This window comes from Methylobacterium sp. P3_A11 (assembly GCF_056403155.1).
In genome coordinates this window covers 1-17,590 of the sequence record NZ_JBFUGA010000015.1, presented here as the reverse complement: position 1 = coordinate 17,590, position 17,590 = coordinate 1, and the positions used below count along the sequence as shown (strand labels likewise).

Annotated in this window: 14 protein-coding genes; 6 read left to right on the top strand and 8 right to left on the bottom strand. The window is 67.3% G+C overall.

The features are described 5' to 3' along the window. Positions 1-37: 37 nt before the first annotated feature. Positions 38-1,315 (bottom strand): oxalate/formate MFS antiporter, encoded by a 1,278-nt coding sequence (oxlT, locus tag AC1DXK_RS07100; protein ID WP_457103773.1) that lies wholly within the window; start codon positions 1,313-1,315, stop codon positions 38-40. Positions 1,316-1,794: 479 nt separating this feature from the next. Here oxlT and AC1DXK_RS07095 point away from each other — a divergent pair, with 479 nt between their 5' ends. From AC1DXK_RS07095 to AC1DXK_RS07080, 4 genes are all read left to right on the top strand, one after another. Further along, complete coding sequence (locus tag AC1DXK_RS07095; RefSeq protein WP_457103772.1) at positions 1,795-2,487, top strand: GntR family transcriptional regulator; 693 nt, start codon at positions 1,795-1,797, stop codon at positions 2,485-2,487. 404 nt (positions 2,488-2,891) lie between these two features. Continuing rightward, on the top strand, positions 2,892-3,044 hold the full coding sequence (locus AC1DXK_RS07090; RefSeq protein ID WP_457103771.1) for a hypothetical protein: 153 nt from the start codon (positions 2,892-2,894) through the stop codon (positions 3,042-3,044). Positions 3,045-3,151: 107 nt separating this feature from the next. After that, complete coding sequence (locus AC1DXK_RS07085) at positions 3,152-4,225, top strand: HD-GYP domain-containing protein (RefSeq protein WP_457103770.1); 1,074 nt, start codon at positions 3,152-3,154, stop codon at positions 4,223-4,225. Between the two features lie 131 nt (positions 4,226-4,356). Further along, positions 4,357-4,851 (top strand): CAP domain-containing protein, encoded by a 495-nt coding sequence (locus tag AC1DXK_RS07080; protein ID WP_457103769.1) that lies wholly within the window; start codon positions 4,357-4,359, stop codon positions 4,849-4,851. Between the two features lie 14 nt (positions 4,852-4,865). Here the strand turns inward: AC1DXK_RS07080 and recJ are convergent, their stop codons facing one another. The 7 genes from recJ to AC1DXK_RS07045 all read right to left on the bottom strand — a co-directional run bounded on the left by recJ (position 4,866) and on the right by AC1DXK_RS07045 (position 13,886). Then, entirely contained in the window at positions 4,866-6,692 is a 1,827-nt protein-coding gene (recJ, locus tag AC1DXK_RS07075) for a single-stranded-DNA-specific exonuclease RecJ (protein ID WP_457103768.1), read from the bottom strand. A 127-nt stretch (positions 6,693-6,819) separates the two neighbouring features. Next, entirely contained in the window at positions 6,820-8,217 is a 1,398-nt protein-coding gene (locus AC1DXK_RS07070) for an NAD(P)(+) transhydrogenase (Re/Si-specific) subunit beta (protein WP_457103767.1), read from the bottom strand. 4 nt (positions 8,218-8,221) lie between these two features. After that, positions 8,222-8,677, bottom strand: coding sequence for a proton-translocating transhydrogenase family protein (locus AC1DXK_RS07065; RefSeq protein WP_457103766.1), 456 nt, complete (start codon positions 8,675-8,677; stop codon positions 8,222-8,224). Between the two features lie 24 nt (positions 8,678-8,701). Beyond that, a complete protein-coding gene (locus AC1DXK_RS07060; RefSeq protein WP_457103765.1) occupies positions 8,702-9,919 on the bottom strand; it encodes a Re/Si-specific NAD(P)(+) transhydrogenase subunit alpha in 1,218 nt (405 codons plus the stop codon). 205 nt (positions 9,920-10,124) lie between these two features. Further along, a complete protein-coding gene (locus AC1DXK_RS07055; protein WP_457103764.1) occupies positions 10,125-10,418 on the bottom strand; it encodes an aa3-type cytochrome c oxidase subunit IV in 294 nt (97 codons plus the stop codon). A gap of 122 nt (positions 10,419-10,540) precedes the next feature. Then, the gene (locus AC1DXK_RS07050; RefSeq protein ID WP_457103763.1) at positions 10,541-11,902 is read right to left on the bottom strand and encodes an ABC1 kinase family protein; all 1,362 of its coding nucleotides are present in this window, start codon (positions 11,900-11,902) and stop codon (positions 10,541-10,543) included. Between the two features lie 112 nt (positions 11,903-12,014). Next, positions 12,015-13,886 carry a M3 family oligoendopeptidase gene (locus AC1DXK_RS07045; protein WP_457103762.1) on the bottom strand — a complete coding sequence of 624 codons (1,872 nt, stop codon included), beginning with the start codon at positions 13,884-13,886 and terminating at the stop codon, positions 12,015-12,017. Positions 13,887-14,134: 248 nt separating this feature from the next. On the opposite strand from AC1DXK_RS07045, the gene AC1DXK_RS07040 reads away from it, so the two are divergent. Beyond that, a complete protein-coding gene (locus AC1DXK_RS07040) occupies positions 14,135-15,619 on the top strand; it encodes a sigma-54-dependent transcriptional regulator (RefSeq protein ID WP_477297286.1) in 1,485 nt (494 codons plus the stop codon). Between the two features lie 245 nt (positions 15,620-15,864). After that, on the top strand, positions 15,865-17,590 hold a 1,726-nt coding region (locus AC1DXK_RS07035; protein WP_477297284.1), incomplete at its 3' end, for a L,D-transpeptidase family protein.

Sequence of the window (17,590 nt, the reverse complement as noted above, 5' to 3'; positions counted from 1 at the left end):
CGGGCTCATTCTTGTCCGTTCGATGCGACGGGCCGAGCTACTGAGCCAGGACCGGCGCGAGGCTCGCCTCGGGCTTCTTGGTGTAGGCGGCGCGCATCGGCTTCAGGACGAACAGCGCCAGCAGGGCCGCGATGATGTTGAGGGCTGCCGCCGCCAGGAACACCGTGTGCCAGCTTCCCGTCATGGTCGTCAGCACACTGGTATAGGGGACGATGAGGGCCGCCGTGCCTTTGGCCGTATACAGGAGCCCGGCATTGGTGGCGGCGTATTTCGAGCCGAATGTGTCACCGCAGGTCGCCGGGAACAGCGAGTAGATCTCGCCCCATGCGAAGAACACGAGGCCGGTCAGCAGCACGAAGGCGATCGGGTTCTGCCCGAACTGGCTCAGCGCGTAGATGCCGAGGCCCTCGATGGCGAACGACAGGAACATCGTATTCTCGCGGCCGATATGGTCGGAGACCCAGCCGAAGAACGGCCGCGTGACGCCGTTGAGCACCCGGTCGAGTGTCGCCGCGAAGGTCAGTGCCGGCAGCGTGATGCCCAGCAGCGAGACCGGAACATCGGCGATCTTGAAGTCCTTGGCGATCGGTCCGAGCTGCGCGGTGGCCATCAGACCGCCGGCCGCCATCATGACGAACATCGCGTACATGACCCAGAAGATCGGCGTCCGGACCATCTCGGAGGGCTTGAAGTCGCGCTTCGACTGGCTGACGCGGGCGACTTCGGGAACCTGCCCCTTCGCCGGCGACCGCAGGAACAGGGCGATGAGCATCACGATGACGCCCTGCCCGATGCCGAAGTAGAAGAACGCCGCCTCGTAACCCTGCGACTTGATCATCGCCTGGATCGGCACGACCGTGAGTGCCGAGCCGGCGCCGAAGCCCATCGCGGTGATGCCCGCGGCCAAGCCGCGGCGGTCGGGAAACCACTTCAGGGAGTTTCCGACGCACGTCCCATAGACCGCACCCGCACCGGTGCCGCCGATCGCAGCCGCGATGTACAGGACGGTGAGTGAATCAGCGTAGGAATTGATCACCCAGGCGATCGCGCACAGCAGGCCGCCGAACAAGGTGACGATCCGAGGGCCGTATTTGTCGACGAACCAGCCCTCGATCGGAACGAGCCACGTCTCGGTGACGACGAACAGCGTGAACGCGACCTGGATCGCCGCCCGATCCCAGCCGTGACGCTCCTGCATCGGACTGACGAAGAAGGTCCAGCCGTACTGCATGTTGGCGATCATGCACATGCACACGACGCCGAAGGCAAGTTGCAGCCAGCGGCCGCGGCCCGCCGGTTTGACGATGTCGGACATACCGTTCCCTCCTTGGCAGTATTATCGTTGGCATCTTGGCGCGAACCGGACTTATGCCCTGCGGCGGGGGAGCTTGGCAGGGTAAGTTGATCGCGCGTCTTCGAAAAATTCTTGGCCCGCAGGCAAATAAAGTCTCATGTGTTACGGCATTCGCGTCGCCATCAGCAGCGCAAGACTGATGGTCGACGGTATGCCAGCAGGATGGTGCTGATCCTGCGCGACACTGTCAATCGAACCTGCAGAAAAATACACGTTTCCCGCGTGGGATTAAAGCCGCCGACACGAACGTGGGACCGGAGGCGGCGGTCGACGGTTGCCGCTGCACAACTTCCGGAGAGCGAGGGCCGGCAATCGTCACAGGTCTGTGGGACCGGTCCGCAATCGACTAGGATCTTGCCAAGGTTTGCGTTAGTCCCCTTGGGAGCGCACGACAGAAAATGCGTGCGATACATCATGCATATGAGCTGACTGGACGAGGGATGTCGAATTCCGTACCGCTGAGCGTGAAGCCCATCGTCGCCAGCTCCAGTCTCCGGACCTTGGCCTATGAGGCGCTCAAGACGGCCATCACCAACATGGACATCTATGGGCGTCCGGACGAGGTGCGCCTCGACGAGCGGAAGCTGTCACAGGATCTCGGAGTCAGCCGCACACCGGTGCGCGAGGCGCTGACGGTTCTGGAGCAGGAAGGTTTCGTCCGGTCCGAGGCACGGCGCGGCGTCTTCGTGATCAAGAAGAACAAGCGTGAGATCGTCAGTATGATCCACGCCTGGACGGCTCTGGAGAGCATGGCCGCCCGCCTTGCCTGCACCCGCGCCACCGACCCACAGTTGAGGTCGCTCCGCGACGCCTTCCCCGAATTCTTCGAGGGGCAGCCCGCCGAGCACATTGACGAGTACTCGGATGCGAACATCCGTTTCCATCAGCGGATCATCGCGCTGGGTCACTGCGACGCGATCGCCGAACTGACCAGTAATCTCCTGATGCATGTGCGCGGCATTCGCAGCACCGCACTCCGCCAGGGCGACCGGGCGGAGCGGTCGATCCGTGAGCACGTGGCCATCATCTCCGCCCTTGAGGCGCGGGACGCAGACCTGGCCGAGCGCCTCGTGCGCGAGCACGGCCTCGGCTTGGCGCACCACGTCGATACCTACGGCGACTACCTCGACTGATCGACGTCGCCGGACCCGCCATGAAGGGGCGTGTACGGGTCGCCAGATCGTGGTGTGTCGGGACCTCATTTCCCGGGGACGGATCGTCTTATTCCGACCTCTAAAAGGCCGAGGATGACACCGCCGGCCTGCGAGCATGACGGGCCGGCTGCCTCAAATTCAATCGCCCACAAGGGTTGCGGCACTGCACCAATTGAATTTCCGATCTAGGCAGACGCCATGGCACTGGCCTGCCTTCGCACGCATGCAAACCGGCGATTGACGGACCTTCAAGCCCCTTGCCCGCATTCCATGCATGCTTCGCATGGACGGTATTCGTTATCTGGCATACCAGTTTGCAGAGCGATATGACATCTATCGCATCGCAACATAGAGCGGTGGCCGACACCGCGCCGGAGTGCCCGATGATCGCCAGCTTCCTCTTCATCTTCGTCGCCTTCGCAGCCTGCCAGGCCCTCCTGACCGTGAAGTTCGCCGACTTCCTCAGTGCGGCTCCCAAAGCCGGTCGCGCCTCGGTCGCCCAGACCCGCGACGTCGGGTCCGCCAAGCTCGCCTGAGGGTGGCCGTCGTGCGGATGCCGGAGACTGCGTAGGGTTAACGCTTTCCTCAAATTTTACCCGTATGGTCCACGGATCGTTGACCATGCGGCGAGGGAGCAACCGCGTTGGCCCTCGGCATCGCGTCGCGATTCTCGGACGGTCCCTTCGTCCTTCTCGTCTCGGACCGGCCGTCCGAACGGTCGGCGCTGGAACGAGCCATAGGCCTGGTCATGAATTGCCGGGCGCTGGCGCCCGGTGCGCCGCTCCCGGCCGAGCGCCCGCATGTCCTGATCCTGGACCTGCCGCCGACCCACACCGCAAGGCTCCAGGCGTCGCTCGACCATCAGGGTTCCCCGGTTCCCCGCCTCGTTCTCGTGCGCGGAGAGCCTGCGCCGGTCGCACCCCACTTGCGTCAGCTGCCGGCAGCGGCACCGAGGCAGGTCGTCCTGGCGACCGTTTTCGCCATGATCGAGGAGGCGACCCGCTCCGCCGAGATGCGCCAGCGGCGGCTCCTGGAGCGTGTGACCGGTGCCACCGCGATCGTGGCCGACCTGTTCGACAGCGTCGCCCTCGGCGCCAAGCTGCAGCGCGCCGATTTGGATCGCGGCACCGAGCTGGTTCTCGCAGCCGTGTCGGAGGTCGGCATCGGGGCGTGGCTCGCAGAAGTCTGGCGCCACGAGATCGGCGTCTATCAACACACCCTCGGTGTCGCCGGTCACGCCGCGACCTTCGGCGCGCAGATCGGGCTGGGTCGGACCGACCTGACGCGGCTGGTGCGCTCCTCGCTGCTGCACGACATCGGCAAGTCGCGCATCCCCGTCGAGATCCTGAACAAGCCGGGGCCGCTCAATCCCGAGGAGCTGCGGCTGATGCAGCGCCACCCCGACATCGGTGCCGACCTCCTTCGTGCCCAGGGTGACTTCGAGGAGGCGGTGGTCGACGTTGTGCGTCACCACCACGAGCGCCTCGATGGCAAAGGCTATCCCGACAGGCTGGCCGGGCCGGCGATCTCGGACCTAGTGCGGATCGTGACCATCTGCGACGTCTTCTCGGCCCTCACCGAGCGGCGCACGTATCGCCAACCCGCGAGCCCAGCGGAAGCCCTGGCGATCATGGTCGACAGCACGGGCCATCTGGACCTGGATCTCCTACGCGCCTTCGCCCCCTCGATGCTCGGCGGCGAAGCCATGGCCGCCTAACCACGGCCGGCGTGGCGCGGACGCCACGCCGGAGCCGCCGTTGTGTCGATGGAGCCCGTCCGCCGCGCTTTCGCCGCAACCGAGCCGGAGGGAGGCGGCCGCTTCTCCACCGACTCCCGTGCGGACCGACCGTGCCGAAACTCAGCCTCGCCCTCGCCGCCATCCTCCTGATGGCCCTGACCGGATGCGGCGGCCTTTCGGTCACGCCCGACGCCACCGTCGAGACCGCCACCCATACTGCCGTGCTCGACGAAGTCGCGGCCGCGGCGGCGATCTCGGCCTACCGGGTCCAGCACGGCCTGAGTCCCGTCGTGGTCGACCCCACCCTGGTCAAGGCCGCGGCATTCCAGGCCGGCAACAACGCGCGTCACGGCCAGCTCAGCCACGAGATCGGCGGTAGCTTCACGTCGCGCATGGCCTCGGTCGGGCTGGCGAAGTCCTGGGCGGCCGAGAACCTCAGCGCCGGCTCCGAAACTCTTGAACAGGTACTCGACCGCTGGAAGGCGAGCCCCGAGCACAATAAGAACATGCTGCTTCCGCAGATCCGCAGGATCGGCATCGCCCGCGTCGACGCCCCGACAACCCGCTACAAGCGGTTCTGGGCACTCGTGATGGCGGGAACCTGACGATCCCGAATCCATCAGGGGTCCGCGGGCGCCAGATCGACGATCCGCAGCTGTGCCCGCTCCGCGCCGCGCCAGCGGTCGCAGGACAGTGTTCCCGCCACGTGCATCTCTCGCCCGATCCCGTTCAGCAAAGCCAGCCCGAGCGGGCGCTCGGCGGCCCGGAAGCAGATCGCGCCCACGGCCTGCCCATCGCGGCTGCGCAGGCGCGCCCTGACATGCCCCGATCCGACGATGCCGGCATCGACCAGCCGATGGCGGCCCAGGGCAAAGAGCGGCTCGGGCGCCCCCTGCCCATACGGGCCTGCCCGCTGCAGTAGGCGCACCGTCTCCGCCGTGGCACCGCCTGCACTGAGGCTTCCATCGATCAGCAAGGCATCGGCCGCCCGGGACACGGCGACGCTCGCCGCAAGCAGTGTCGCCAATCGGTCCTCGAAGCGCGGGATGTCGTCGGCCCGCAGGGTCACGCCCGCCGCCATGGCGTGGCCGCCGCCCTTGGTGGCGAGCCCGGCCTCGACGCAGGCCCGCACCGCGAGCCCCAGATCGGCCCCCGGGATCGAGCGCCCCGAGCCGGTGGCGCTGCCGTCAGGCCGGATGGCGAAGGCGAAGGCCGGCCGGTGGAAGCGCTCCTTGAGGCGTGAGGCGATCAGCCCGACGACGCCCGGATGCCACTCTTCATTGGCGGTCACCAGCACCGGGCGACCCGGATCGATGGTCAGGATACGGTCCATCTCGGCCTCGGCTTCCACGACCGCCTGCGCCTCGATCGCCTGACGTTCCCGATTGAGCCGATCGAGATCGGCGGCGATCCGGGCCGCCTCGACCGGATCCGACGTGGTGAGCAACCGGGCGCCGAGGGCCGAATCGCCGATGCGACCACCGGCATTGATCCGCGGTCCGAGCACGAAGCCAAGGTGCCACGCCTCCGGAGGTTCACCCAGCGATGCGGCATCCAGCAGGGCCGACAGACCCATACGTCCACGATGGCGCATGACCGTCAGGCCCTGTGTCACGAAGGCCCGGTTGAGGCCGGTCAGCGGCACGACGTCGGCGATGGTCGCGAGCGCCACGAGGTCAAGGGCGTCGGTGAGCTGAGGTTCGGGACGTTCGGGTCCGAAGAAGCCTTCGAGGCGAAGGGTCCGGCTCAACGCCACCAGGGTCAGGAACACGATCCCGGCGGCACAGAGGTGGCCCAGCCCCGAGAGGTCGTCGAGGCGATTGGGATTGACCACGGCGCGGGCCGGCGGCAGCACCTCGGAAGCGGCATGGTGATCGAGGACGATCACGTCGAGCCCGGACTTCTCGGCGTCTTCGAGGGGGCCGTGGCCGCTCGTGCCGCAATCGACGCAGACCAGCAGCGTCGCGCCTTCCGCCGCCAGCGCGGTGATGGCCGCGCTGTTCGGCCCGTAACCTTCAGTGATGCGGTCGGGGATGTGGATCGGCGCCCTCAGGCCCAGCCCGCGGAGGTACCCGGCGAGAAGCGCCGCGCTCGCGGCTCCGTCGACGTCGTAGTCGCCGAACACCGCCACGGTCTCGCCCCGGCGCACCGCTCGGACCAGCCGGCGGACAGCCGCCTCCATGTCGAGGAGCGTGTTCGGATCCGGCATCAGATCCCGCAGCCGCGGCGCCAAGTGGCGGGGCGCGGCCTCCGGAACGATCCCGCGCCCCGCGAGCACGCGGGCGAGCAGTTCCGGCAGACCGTGGGCCTGGACCATCTTGGCGATGTGGTTCTGGACGCTCGCGCCGCCGCAGCGCTCCTGCCAGCGTCGGCCGGTCACGGAGGCGGCGACGCCGAGGAAGGGCGGCGGATCGATCGGGAGCGGGGCGGACGACACGGAGGACATCTTACACCGGGTCAGCGGCGGAATCTTGCGCGCGTCCGTAACAGTGCCGGGGAGCGCGCGCGGGCGCCACAACGAGAAAGGGCGGGCATCGCTGCCCGCCCTCGTACGCGCGACTCGAGCCTGCGGTTCAGAGCGATTTGAGAATGCTGTCGACGACCTTCTTGGCATCGCCGAACAACATCATGGTGTTATCGCGGAAGAATACCTCGTTCTCGACACCCGCGTAGCCGGAGCCCATGCCGCGCTTGATGAACAACACGGTCTTGGCCTTCTCCACGTCGAGGATCGGCATGCCGTAGATCGGCGAGGCCTTGTCGGTCTTGGCGGCCGGGTTGGTGACGTCGTTGGCGCCGATCACGAAGGCGACATCCGCCTGCGGGAACTCGCCGTTGATGTCCTCCAACTCGAACACCTCGTCGTAGGGCACGTTCGCCTCCGCGAGGAGCACGTTCATGTGCCCAGGCATGCGGCCCGCTACCGGATGGATGGCGTACTTCACGTCGACGCCTTCCTTCTTCAGCATGTCCGCCATCTCGCGCAGTGAGTGCTGSGCCTGSGCRACCGCCATGCCGTAGCCGGGSACGATGATCACCCGCTCGGCATTCTTCATGATGTAAGCCGCGTCGTCGGCCGAACCCTGCTTCACCGGACGCGTCTCGACCTGCCCGGAGCCGGCCGCGGCCGTGTCGCCGCCGAAGCCGCCGAGGATCACCGAGATGAACGACCGGTTCATCGCGTGGCACATGATGTAGGACAGGATCGCGCCCGACGAGCCCACCAGCGAGCCGGTGATGATGAGCGCGAGATTGCCCAGGGTGAAGCCGATGCCGGCCGCCGCCCAGCCCGAATAGGAGTTGAGCATCGACACGACCACCGGCATGTCGGCGCCACCGATCGGGATGATGATCAGGCCGCCGAGCACCAGCGAGGCGATGACGATCAGCCAGAACACGGCCTTCGACTCGGTGCCGATGAACAGCGCGAGCAGCAGGACAAGGCCGGCGGCCAGCAGCGCGTTGATCAGGTGGCGCTGCGGCAGCATGATCGGCTTGCCGGACATCCGACCGTCGAGCTTCGCAAAGGCAATCACCGAACCCGTGAAGGTAATGGCGCCGATGGCGACGCCCAGGCCCATCTCGAACAGCGACTGCTTGTGATAGTGGCCGTTCTCGATGATGCCGAAGGCCTGCGGCGCGTAGAGGGCGCCCGCTGCCACGAACACCGCCGCGAGGCCGACCAGCGAGTGGAAGGCCGCCACGAGCTGCGGCATCGCGGTCATCGACACGCGCTTGGCGATCACCGCGCCGGCGCCGCCGCCGATACCGAGGCCGAGCAGCACCAGGATCCAGGCGCCGAACCCGGCCGGCGGATGCCCGACCAGGGTGGTCAGGATCGCGAGCCCCATGCCGACCATGCCGTACAGGTTGCCCTGACGGGAGGTGGTGGGGTGCGAGAGCCCCCGCAGCGCCATGATGAACAGGACGCCGGAGACGATATAGAGAAGGGAGGAGACGTTCTCTGACACGAGCTCAGCCCTTCTTCTTGTACATGCTGAGCATGCGCTGCGTGACGAGGAAGCCCCCGAAGATATTCACGCTGGCAAGCACGATGCCGATGAAGCCGAAAAACCGGGCGAGGCCGGTGCCCTTCTCGATCAGCGGGACGCCGACCGCGAGGATCGCGCCGACGATGATCACCGACGAGATCGCGTTGGTGACCGACATCAGCGGCGTATGGAGCGCCGGGGTCACCGACCAGACGACGTAATAGCCGACGAAGATCGCCAGAACGAAGATCGCCAGACGGAAGACCGTCGGATCCACGGCGCCGCCGGTTGCTGCGCTCAATCCGTGACCCATGCCGTCGGCGATGACCTGGGCCTGATCGGCGGCGTTGCGCGCCACCGCGGCCGCCGCGCGGGCGGCATCGGCGAGCACGCGGGCCTGATCGGCCGCCTGATCGGGAGGGACGATGACGGTTGCCATTCTGCTACTCCTCTCGACCGGACTTCACTGCGTGCCGGCCGGAGCGGCCTTGCCGGCCTCCGGCTTGGCAAGGCCGACGGACGCGGCTTCCGAGGCCGGACCCTCGCTCTTGGGCTGGAAGGATGCGTGCACGACCGATCCATCACGGGTGAGGTTGGTGGCCTTCACCAGTTCGTCGTCCCACTTGACGGCCAGCGCCTTCGTCTCCTTGTCGATCAAGGTCTCGACGAAGGCGTAGAGGTTGCGGGCGTAGAGGCTCGATGCCGTCGCGGCGAGGCGCCCCGGCACGTTGACGTGACCGACGATCTTCACGCCACGGTCGTTGACCACGACCTCGCCGGCCTTCGCGCCGGCGACGTTGCCGCCGCGCTCGACAGCCAGATCCACCAGCACCGAGCCCGGCTTCATCGAGGCCACCATCTCCTCTGAGACGAGCTTCGGCGCCGGGCGCCCCGGGATCAGCGCCGTGGTGATCACGATATCCTGCTTGGCGATGTGGCCCTTGACCAGCTCCGCCTGCTTGGCCTGATAGCCCGCCGACATCTCCTTGGCGTAGCCGCCCGCGGTCTCGGCCTGCTTGAACTCGTCGTCTTCGACCGCGACGAACTTCGCGCCGAGGGACTCCACCTGCTCCTTGGTGGCGGGGCGGACGTCGGTCGCAGTGACGACGGCGCCGAGGCGACGGGCCGTGGCGATAGCCTGGAGGCCGGCGACGCCGACGCCCATGACGAACACCCGCGCTGCCGGCACCGTGCCGGCAGCGGTCATCATCATCGGCATGGCCCGGCCGTATTCGGCGGCGCCGTCGACAACGGCGCGATAGCCCGCGAGATTCGCCTGGGACGAGAGGACGTCCATCACTTGCGCGCGAGTGATGCGCGGCATCAGCTCCATCGCGAAGCCGTCGATCCCCGCATCGGCCATCGCCTTCAGCGCGCTCTCGTTGCCGTAGGGATCCATGATCGCGATCACGGAGGTGCCGCGCTTGAAATGCGGAAGTTCCTCGGCGCTCGGCCGGCGCACCTTGAGGACTAGATCGGCATCGCGCGCCGCGTCGGCCGCGCTTCCGGCAACGCTGGCACCGGCGGCTTCGTACTCAGCGTCCAGGAAACCGGCCTTCTGGCCCGCCCCGGATTGCACGATGACGTCGGCGCCGAGCGACTTGAACTTCTTGACGGTCTCGGGAACCGCGGCCACGCGCGGTTCCGCGGAGTCCGTCTCGGACAGCACAGCAATGCGCATGCGAGGTTTCCCCTGGATAAGCTCGGCCCTCCGAATGCGCGAAACGGCGACGCTTTTCGAGGGGCGGATCTACGATACAGCGAAGGAACCGGTGGGAATGTAACTTGCGCCCAATTTAATTGACGGCCACGAATATCCTATCCGCTCGCGTGCCTGCGAGCGGAGCCGTCACCTCTGGGCGGTCAGCTGCGTCCGTCCCGTCGGCTCACGCGAAGAAGAGATAGAGGACCAGGAGAATGCCGACGACCAGCGGCCCCCGCCAGCCAACGGCAGGCGCCAGAGCGCCGACGGCACCGGCCGCTCCGGAGGCGATCACGCCCACGATCGCCAGCAGCCACGCTTCGCGGATGCCGCCGATAGCCAGGGCCAACACCCAGCAGATCACGACGCCGGTGGCGATTTCGACGAACCGGACGAAGCCGCGGTAGGTCTGCTCGTGAGTCCTCGCATCCATCGCCGGGCTGTAGGTGTGCCCGGCCACCGTGTCACTCTCGGCCATCGTGCGCTCGTTTCCCTAAGACGCGACTTCTTGCGGTCCCGTCGGGATGTAGCTCAAGCTCTTACCTGCCGCAATCGGACGCACGCAAGTTGATCGCTCTCCCGGTGGATGCCCGGGCCGGGTCACGCCGGCTGCGGCAGTCCGGCCTCGGCGAGCGCGCGACCCTGCCGCTCGGCGAGTTTGTCCAGGGAAAAGTGCTCGATCTCAGCCTCGAACAACCGGTGGTAGTTCAGTTCGGACTTCAGGTGGAGAAACACGGCGCCGAGACCCACGGCCGCCCGATCCATGAACACGAATTCCTGCGGAACGGTCACGGGTCCGCGCTCTTTGAGCGCCTGATGCACCTGGAAGGCCTGCCGGCGGCCGTATTCGCCCGGCTTGACACCGTCCGCCACGGTTCGGGTGCGATCCTCGAGCAGTGGCCCGTAAATGAAACGCGCCCAGATGTTCAGGATCTCGATCTTCTCATTGTCGAGATTCTTGAACCCCCAGACTTCGTAGGCATGGACGATGCGGGCATTGTCGTTCTCGAGAAGGCCGCGATAGAGGTCGACGACGCCGCCGACGAAACGCGGATGGAAGATCCGCACGCAGCCATAGTCGAGGAGATTGATCCCGGCAGCTTCGCCCGCCTCCGAGAAGACGGTGTAGTTTCCGAGATGGGGATCGCCGTGAATCACCGCGGCGCGGCTGAACGGATGCCACCACGCCTTGAACATCGCTTGGGCGATGCGGTTGCGGATCTCGACCGGCTCCTCGGCGAACCCGAGGATCCGGTCACCGTCCAGCCAGCCCAGCGTGAGCAGGCGCTTGGTTGACAGATCGGGGTGAACGCGCGGCACCCGCACCGCCGCGATGTCCTTCAGCACGGCGCCGTAAAGGGCCGCGTGCTTGGCCTCGCGCTCGTAGTCGAGCTCCTCGCGCACACGGGCGCCGATCTCCTTGGCGATCTCGCGGGTGTCGAGCCAGCTGTTCATGCGCCTGTGGAGCGCGAAGGCGACCTCCAGCTGCTTCAGATCGGCTTCCACCGCCGATTGCATGTCCGGATACTGGAGCTTGCAGGCAAGCCGATCACCGCCCTTCGAGGTGGCGCGATGAACCTGCCCCAGGGAGGCGGCGGCGGCGGGCTTGAGGTCGAAGCTTCCGAACCGCGCCTGCCAGCCCGCGCCCAGCTCGGATTGCATCCGCCGCCGGACGAAGGCCGCGCCCATCGGCGGTGCGTCCGCCTGGAGCTTCTGCAGTTCGGCCGCGTATTCGGGCGGCAGCAGGTCCGGCACGGTGGCCAGCAACTGGGCCACCTTCATGATCGGACCCTTCAGGCCGCCCAGCGCTTGTGCGAGGGCGGCCGCGTTGGTGGTGCCTTCCTTCCCGAACAAGCGGGACATGGCCATCCGGGCGGCGACGCCGCCGACATTGGCGCCCACGCTGGCGTAGCGCCCGGCACGGGCGGAGAAGCGGTTGGCTTCGCGATCGGTCTCGGCCATCTCTCGATCTGCTTGTCTGCTGTCGAAACGCAGATAAGCCGCGCTCCGGTCCGAACCAGGGGCGTGGGTCCCTGCGCCGCGGGGCGCAGGGCCGCGAAGCGCACGCGTCCGGTCAGGCCTGTCCTTCCATGCCCTCCAGCTCGGCGATCATCCCCTCGATCATCCCGAGCCCGATCTGCCAGAAGCCCGGGTCCTTGGCGTCGAGGCCGAAGGGGGCGAGCAGCTCGCCATACGGCTTCGAGCCGCCGGCGGAGAGCAGCGCGAAATACCGCTCCACGAAGCCCCCCTCGGCCCGGGCATAGACACCGTAGAGCGAGTTCACGAGGCAGTCGCCGAACGCATACGCGTAGACGTAGAACGGCGAGTGGATGAAGTGCGGGATGTAGGCCCAGAACGGCTCGTAACCGGAATCGAGCGTGATGGCCGGGCCGAGGGATTCCGCCTGCACCGACAGCCACAGGGCATTGATCTGATCGGTGGTCAGCTCGCCCTTTGCGCGGGCGAGGTGGACCTTCCGCTCGAACGAGTAGAAGGCGATCTGGCGTACCACCGTGTTGATCATGTCCTCGACCTTGGCGGCGAGCATGGCCCGGCGCTGGGTCGTGTCGGTGGTGGCGGCGAGCAACTTGCGGAAGGTCAGCATCTCGCCGAACACGCTTGCCGTCTCAGCGAGCGTCAGGGGGGTCGGCGCCATCAGCGCGCCGTTCGGGCCAGCCAGAACCTGGTGGACGCCGTGGCCGAGCTCATGGGCGAGCGTCATCACGTCCCGCGGCTTGCCCTGATAATTGACCAGCACGTAGGGGTGTACCGACGGCACGGTCGGGTGCGCGAAGGCGCCCGGGGCCTTGCCGGGGCGGGTGGGCGCATCGATCCAGCGCTCATCAAAGAAGCGCCGCGCGATTCCCGCCATCTTCGGCGAGAACGCGTCGTAGGCCGACAGCACCGTGTCGCGGGCCTCGGTCCAGGGAATCGTCCGCTGCTCGACCTTCGGCAGCGGCGCATTGCGATCCCAGTAAGGCAGCGAAGCCTGCCCGAACCACTTGGCTTTCAACGCGTAGTAGCGGTGAGACAGGCGCGGATAGGCCGCCCTCACGGCGTCGACCAGGGCCTCCACCACCTCCGGCTCGACTCGGTTCGACAGGTGACGGGCTTCGGCCACATCCTTGAAGCCGCGCCAGCGGTCGGAGATCTCCTTGTCCTTGGCCAGGGTGTTGGTGATCAGCGTGAACACGCGCAGCTGACTACGAAGCACCCCGCTGATCGCCCCGGCGGCCTCCCTGCGGATGGCTCCGTCCGGATCCTGGAGCTTGTTGAGGGTCGGCTCCAGGGGCATCTCCTCGCCCTGGACTATAAATCGCAGGGAGGCGATCGTCTCGTTGAACAGCCGGTCCCAGGCGGCATTCGACGTCACCGACTTCTCGAGGAACAGCTTCTCGGTGCGATCGTCGAGCTGATGCGGCTTCTCCCGGCGCAGGTCCTCGATCCAGGGCGCGAAGCCGGCGAGCGGCCCGTCCGCCATCACGCCGTTCATCGTCGCATCGTCGACCCGATTCAGCTCTAGGGCGAAGAACAGGAGATCCGCGGAGGCGCTGGTCAGGCGCTCGCGGGTGTCGCCATAGAACTTGGCCCGCGCCTCGTCCGTGGTGTCGCCGGAATAGACGAGACCCGCGAAGGACATCAGCTTGCCCAGCAGATCCTCGATCCCCTCGTAGGTGCGCACCGCCTCGGCCAGCCGCGCGGAGGCGTCCGGTCCCGCGGCGAGGTCGGCGATGCGGCCGGCATAGGCCTCAGAGAACCGGCGGCACTCCTCCTCGGCGCGTGTCATGTCGCCGGAGAATTTCGGGTCATCGAGGCCGGAATAGAGGTCCGAGAGATCCCATTCCGGAAGATGGCCGAGGTCGGCGGCCTTCGCGGCGGCGCGCGCGGCGCTGACGCCCTCCGGCAGACGGACGTTCACCGGCGAGGCGGTGTGGCTCGGCATCATGTCGTGCAATCCTTTCAGCGGCTCTGCCCCCTAGCCTGATATCGAGCGTGCCGCCACGCGTTCAACGCGGCCGCGTCGCCCGTTTGCCGGGCAACGGACGACGAGCCGACGCAAACGTCGTTAAGCGGCACTTTACGTCTGTGGGTCACGCTCCGGCTCGAAACGAAACAGTCGCCGAATCGGAGCCCGCGGGCGGGGATGACCCCATGTGGCGCGTCCGGCCTTCGCGCGGCGTTCAGGGAGCCGTCATGTCCGCCACCGTGCTCATCGTGGATGACGATCCGGTCCAGCGGCGCCTCGCCGAGGCGGCGGTGCGCCGTTTCGGCTACGAGCCGCGGGTCGCCGAAACAGGGGCGGACGCGCTGACCCTGCTGAAAACCGAGGGCGCGGACGTCGTGCTCCTCGACCTCGTCATGCCGGGCCTCGACGGACTTGGGGTCCTGGCCGAGATGCGCAAAGGCGGCCTCGCCACCCCGGTCATCGTCCAGACCTCCAACGGTTCCATCGACACGGTGGTCAGCGCCATGCGCGCCGGCGCTGTCGACTTCGTGGTCAAGCCCGCCGGTGCGGAGCGGCTGCAGGTGTCGATCAAGAACGCCCTGCGGGTCGATACGCTGGAGGAAGAGGTGCGCCGTATGCGCCGCCGCGCTTCCGGAGTGCTGACCTTCAAGGATCTCACCTCCAAGAGCCCCGACATGGAGCGGGTGATCCGTCTGGCCGAGCGGGCCGCGAAGTCGAACATCCCGGTCCTGATCGAGGGCGAGTCCGGCGTTGGCAAGGAGGTGCTGGCCCGGGCGATCCAGGGTTCCGGCGATCGGCGCGGAAAGCCGTTCGTGACGGTCAATTGCGGGGCGATCCCCGAGAACCTCGTGGAATCGACCCTGTTCGGCCACGAGAAGGGGGCGTTCACGGGCGCCACCGAGAAGCATGCCGGCAAGTTCGTCGAGGCCTCCGGCGGCACGCTGTTCCTCGACGAGATCGGCGAGCTGCCGCTGGACGCACAGGTCAAGCTGCTCCGCGCCCTTCAGGAAGGCGAGGTCGATCCCGTCGGCGGCAAGCGCTCCGTCCGGGTGGATATCCGCCTCGTCTCGGCGACCAACCGGTCGCTCCTCGACCTCGTCAAGCAAGGCAAGTTTCGCGAGGATCTCTATTATCGCCTGAACGTGTTCCCCATGACTCTGCCACCCCTGCGGGCGCGGCGCGAGGACATTCCCGATCTGGTGCGCTCGTTCTGCGCGCGGTTCTCTGCCGAGGAGGGCAAGCGGGTGCGGGCCATCACCCCGGAGGCGATGGCGCTGCTCACGCGCTATCCATGGCCGGGCAACGTCCGCCAGCTGGAAAATGCCCTGTTCCGGGCCGTCGTGCTCGCGGACGGCGACGAGCTGACGGTTGCTGAGTTTCCGCAGATCGCCGCGCAGGTCGAGGGATTCGACGTCCGGATTCCGCCGGCCCCGGTTCAGCCTCAGATGCCGGCCTATGCGCCCGAGCCGGTCCGCGAGATCGTGCGCGTCGAGGTGCGCGATCCGCACGCCATGTCTCTCGTCACGGAGGAGACGGGCGAGATGAAGCCGATGGACGTGCTGGAGGCGGAGATCATTCGCTACGCGCTCCAGTTCTATCGCCAACGGATGTCGGAGGTCTCGCGCCGCCTCGGCATCGGACGGTCGACGCTCTATCGCAAGCTCAAGGATCTGAGCCTGGAAGGCGACGAAAAGACTGAGGATGCCGCCTGATCGACAGGCGAGTGCGCTAACGCACCGGCCGACTTAAGCCGCTGCGATGTCGACGATCATTCGGCATTTCTGTTCGCTGCCGACGGAAGATTAGCTAGAACAATCCGTATGCAGCATTGAAAATGACACATTCATCTGCATGACCGGCATTCTATTCGCGACGACTGCGGTTGCTGATCGCCACGCTTGCGCGGATAATCACAATCTGAGCGTGCGGTCCTGCCGCCGCCCCCCGGGAGATCACGATGCGCGTCCCGCGCTCCAGCCTTATCGCGCTGGCCGCACTCCTCACCGGCACGCTGGCCTCGGCCGGTGCTCCCCGCGCCGAGACGGTCTCCCTGGACCAGCCGCCGGCTGATGCACCCGCGTCGCAGCCGCTGATGCCGGCCGCGCCGGCAGGCCCTCCGGACTCGGTCTCGACGGCGCTTCCCGATTACAAGCCGGAGACGTCACCCGCGGAGCCCGCGACGGCCCCTGCGGCAGCTGCCCCGGTCGCTCCGACAGATCCCCTCGGCGCCGCGATCTTCGCGCGCGTCTCGGATTCCGCGCCGCTTCTGCTGCGCCTGACCGGCAAGGAACGCGATGCGATCCGGGCGTTCTACGAGGCCCGAGCCTACAAGCCGCTCTGGATCGCTGGCGGTACCTGGAGCGAAACCGCGAAGGCCGTTTCGGCGCGGCTGGCAGCTGCGGCCGATGACGGTCTCGACGGCCGCGCCTACCCGACCCCGACCCTCGCCGACAAGCCGGACGAGAAGGCGGTGGCCGATGCCGATCTCCGTCTGTCCGCGGCGGCCGTGCTCTATGCTCGGGATGCGCGCGGCGGCCGGATCAATCTGGCGTCGATCTCCCGGTTGATCACGCCGCATCTCGACCTGCCCGCCGGGAACGAGGTGCTGGCCAAACTCGGTGAATCCGGGGCGAAGGCCGGCGACGTCCTCCAGGCCTACAATCCCGCGACGCCGGGCTATCGGGCTCTGAAGGCGCGGCTCGCGGCCCTGCGCGGCCCGGCGCCCACGGCCGTCAAGCCGCTGCGCCTGCCAGCTGGTCCGGCCCTGCGCGTCGGCATGCGCGACGCGCGCGTGGCGCTGCTGCGGGCGCATTTCGATCTCGAAAGCCGCCCGTCCGGGACCTTCGATCGGGGGCCGGGCGAGCCGGAGGAATACGATAGCGTCGTCGCCGATGCGGTCGCCAAGTTCCAGCGCGGCCGCGGCCTGCCGGGCAACGGTGTCCTGAATGTCCAGACCGTGCTCGCCCTCGCCGATGCCGGACGCGCGGCGCGTCCGACCGGCGGGGAGTCCGAACTGATCGTCAACATGGAGCGCTGGCGCTGGCTGCCGGGCGAACTGGGATCGGATTACATCCTGGTCAACGTTCCGGAATACCGCCTGCGCGCCTACCGGGGCGGTGTCCTGCGGGACGAGGCCCGGGTCATTGTGGGCAAGCCGGAATCGCGCACGCCTCTGTTCTCGGGGCTGATGGAATACGCGGTCGTCAACCCGTCTTGGTATGTTCCGCCTTCGATCCTGAAGACGATGGCGCCGAAGCTCGCCGGCTACGGCGGCAAGACCTGGGGCGGCTACGAGGTCGTGCGCCGCGGCGGCCACGTCTCGCTGCGCCAGCCTCCGGGTGAGCGGAATGCGCTGGGCTTCATCAAGTTCATGTTTCCGAACCAGCACGCCGTCTACCTGCACGATACGCCGAATCGCTCGCTGTTCTCCGCATCGAAGCGGGACTTCAGCCACGGCTGTGTGCGCGTCGACGATCCGTTCCGCCTCGCCGACGTGGTGCTCCCGGATTGGTCCGAGGACCGGCTGAAGAAGCTGATCGGCAAGGGGGAGCGCACGATCCGTCTTCCGGAGAAGCTGCCGGTCCACCTCGCTTACTTCACCGCCTACGTGGACGATGGCGGCACCTACCGCACGCTTCCGGACCTCTACGGCTACGATGCGCCGATGCGCGCAGCTCTCGGGC

Excerpts from the sequence above, each read along its gene's own strand:
- AC1DXK_RS07090 (WP_457103771.1), top strand. The coding sequence starts at position 2,892 with ATGATCGCCAGCTTCCTCTTCATCTTCGTCGCCTTCGCAGCCTGCCAG.
- oxlT (WP_457103773.1), bottom strand. The coding sequence starts at position 1,315 with ATGTCCGACATCGTCAAACCGGCGGGCCGCGGCCGCTGGCTGCAACTT.
- recJ (WP_457103768.1), bottom strand. The coding sequence starts at position 6,692 with ATGTCCTCCGTGTCGTCCGCCCCGCTCCCGATCGATCCGCCGCCCTTC.
- AC1DXK_RS07065 (WP_457103766.1), bottom strand. The coding sequence starts at position 8,677 with ATGGCAACCGTCATCGTCCCTCCCGATCAGGCGGCCGATCAGGCCCGC.
- AC1DXK_RS07040 (WP_477297286.1), top strand. The coding sequence starts at position 14,135 with ATGTCCGCCACCGTGCTCATCGTGGATGACGATCCGGTCCAGCGGCGC.
- AC1DXK_RS07045 (WP_457103762.1), bottom strand. The coding sequence starts at position 13,886 with ATGATGCCGAGCCACACCGCCTCGCCGGTGAACGTCCGTCTGCCGGAG.
- AC1DXK_RS07095 (WP_457103772.1), top strand. The coding sequence starts at position 1,795 with ATGTCGAATTCCGTACCGCTGAGCGTGAAGCCCATCGTCGCCAGCTCC.
- AC1DXK_RS07060 (WP_457103765.1), bottom strand. The coding sequence starts at position 9,919 with ATGCGCATTGCTGTGCTGTCCGAGACGGACTCCGCGGAACCGCGCGTG.
- AC1DXK_RS07055 (WP_457103764.1), bottom strand. The coding sequence starts at position 10,418 with ATGGCCGAGAGTGACACGGTGGCCGGGCACACCTACAGCCCGGCGATG.
- AC1DXK_RS07050 (WP_457103763.1), bottom strand. The coding sequence starts at position 11,902 with ATGGCCGAGACCGATCGCGAAGCCAACCGCTTCTCCGCCCGTGCCGGG.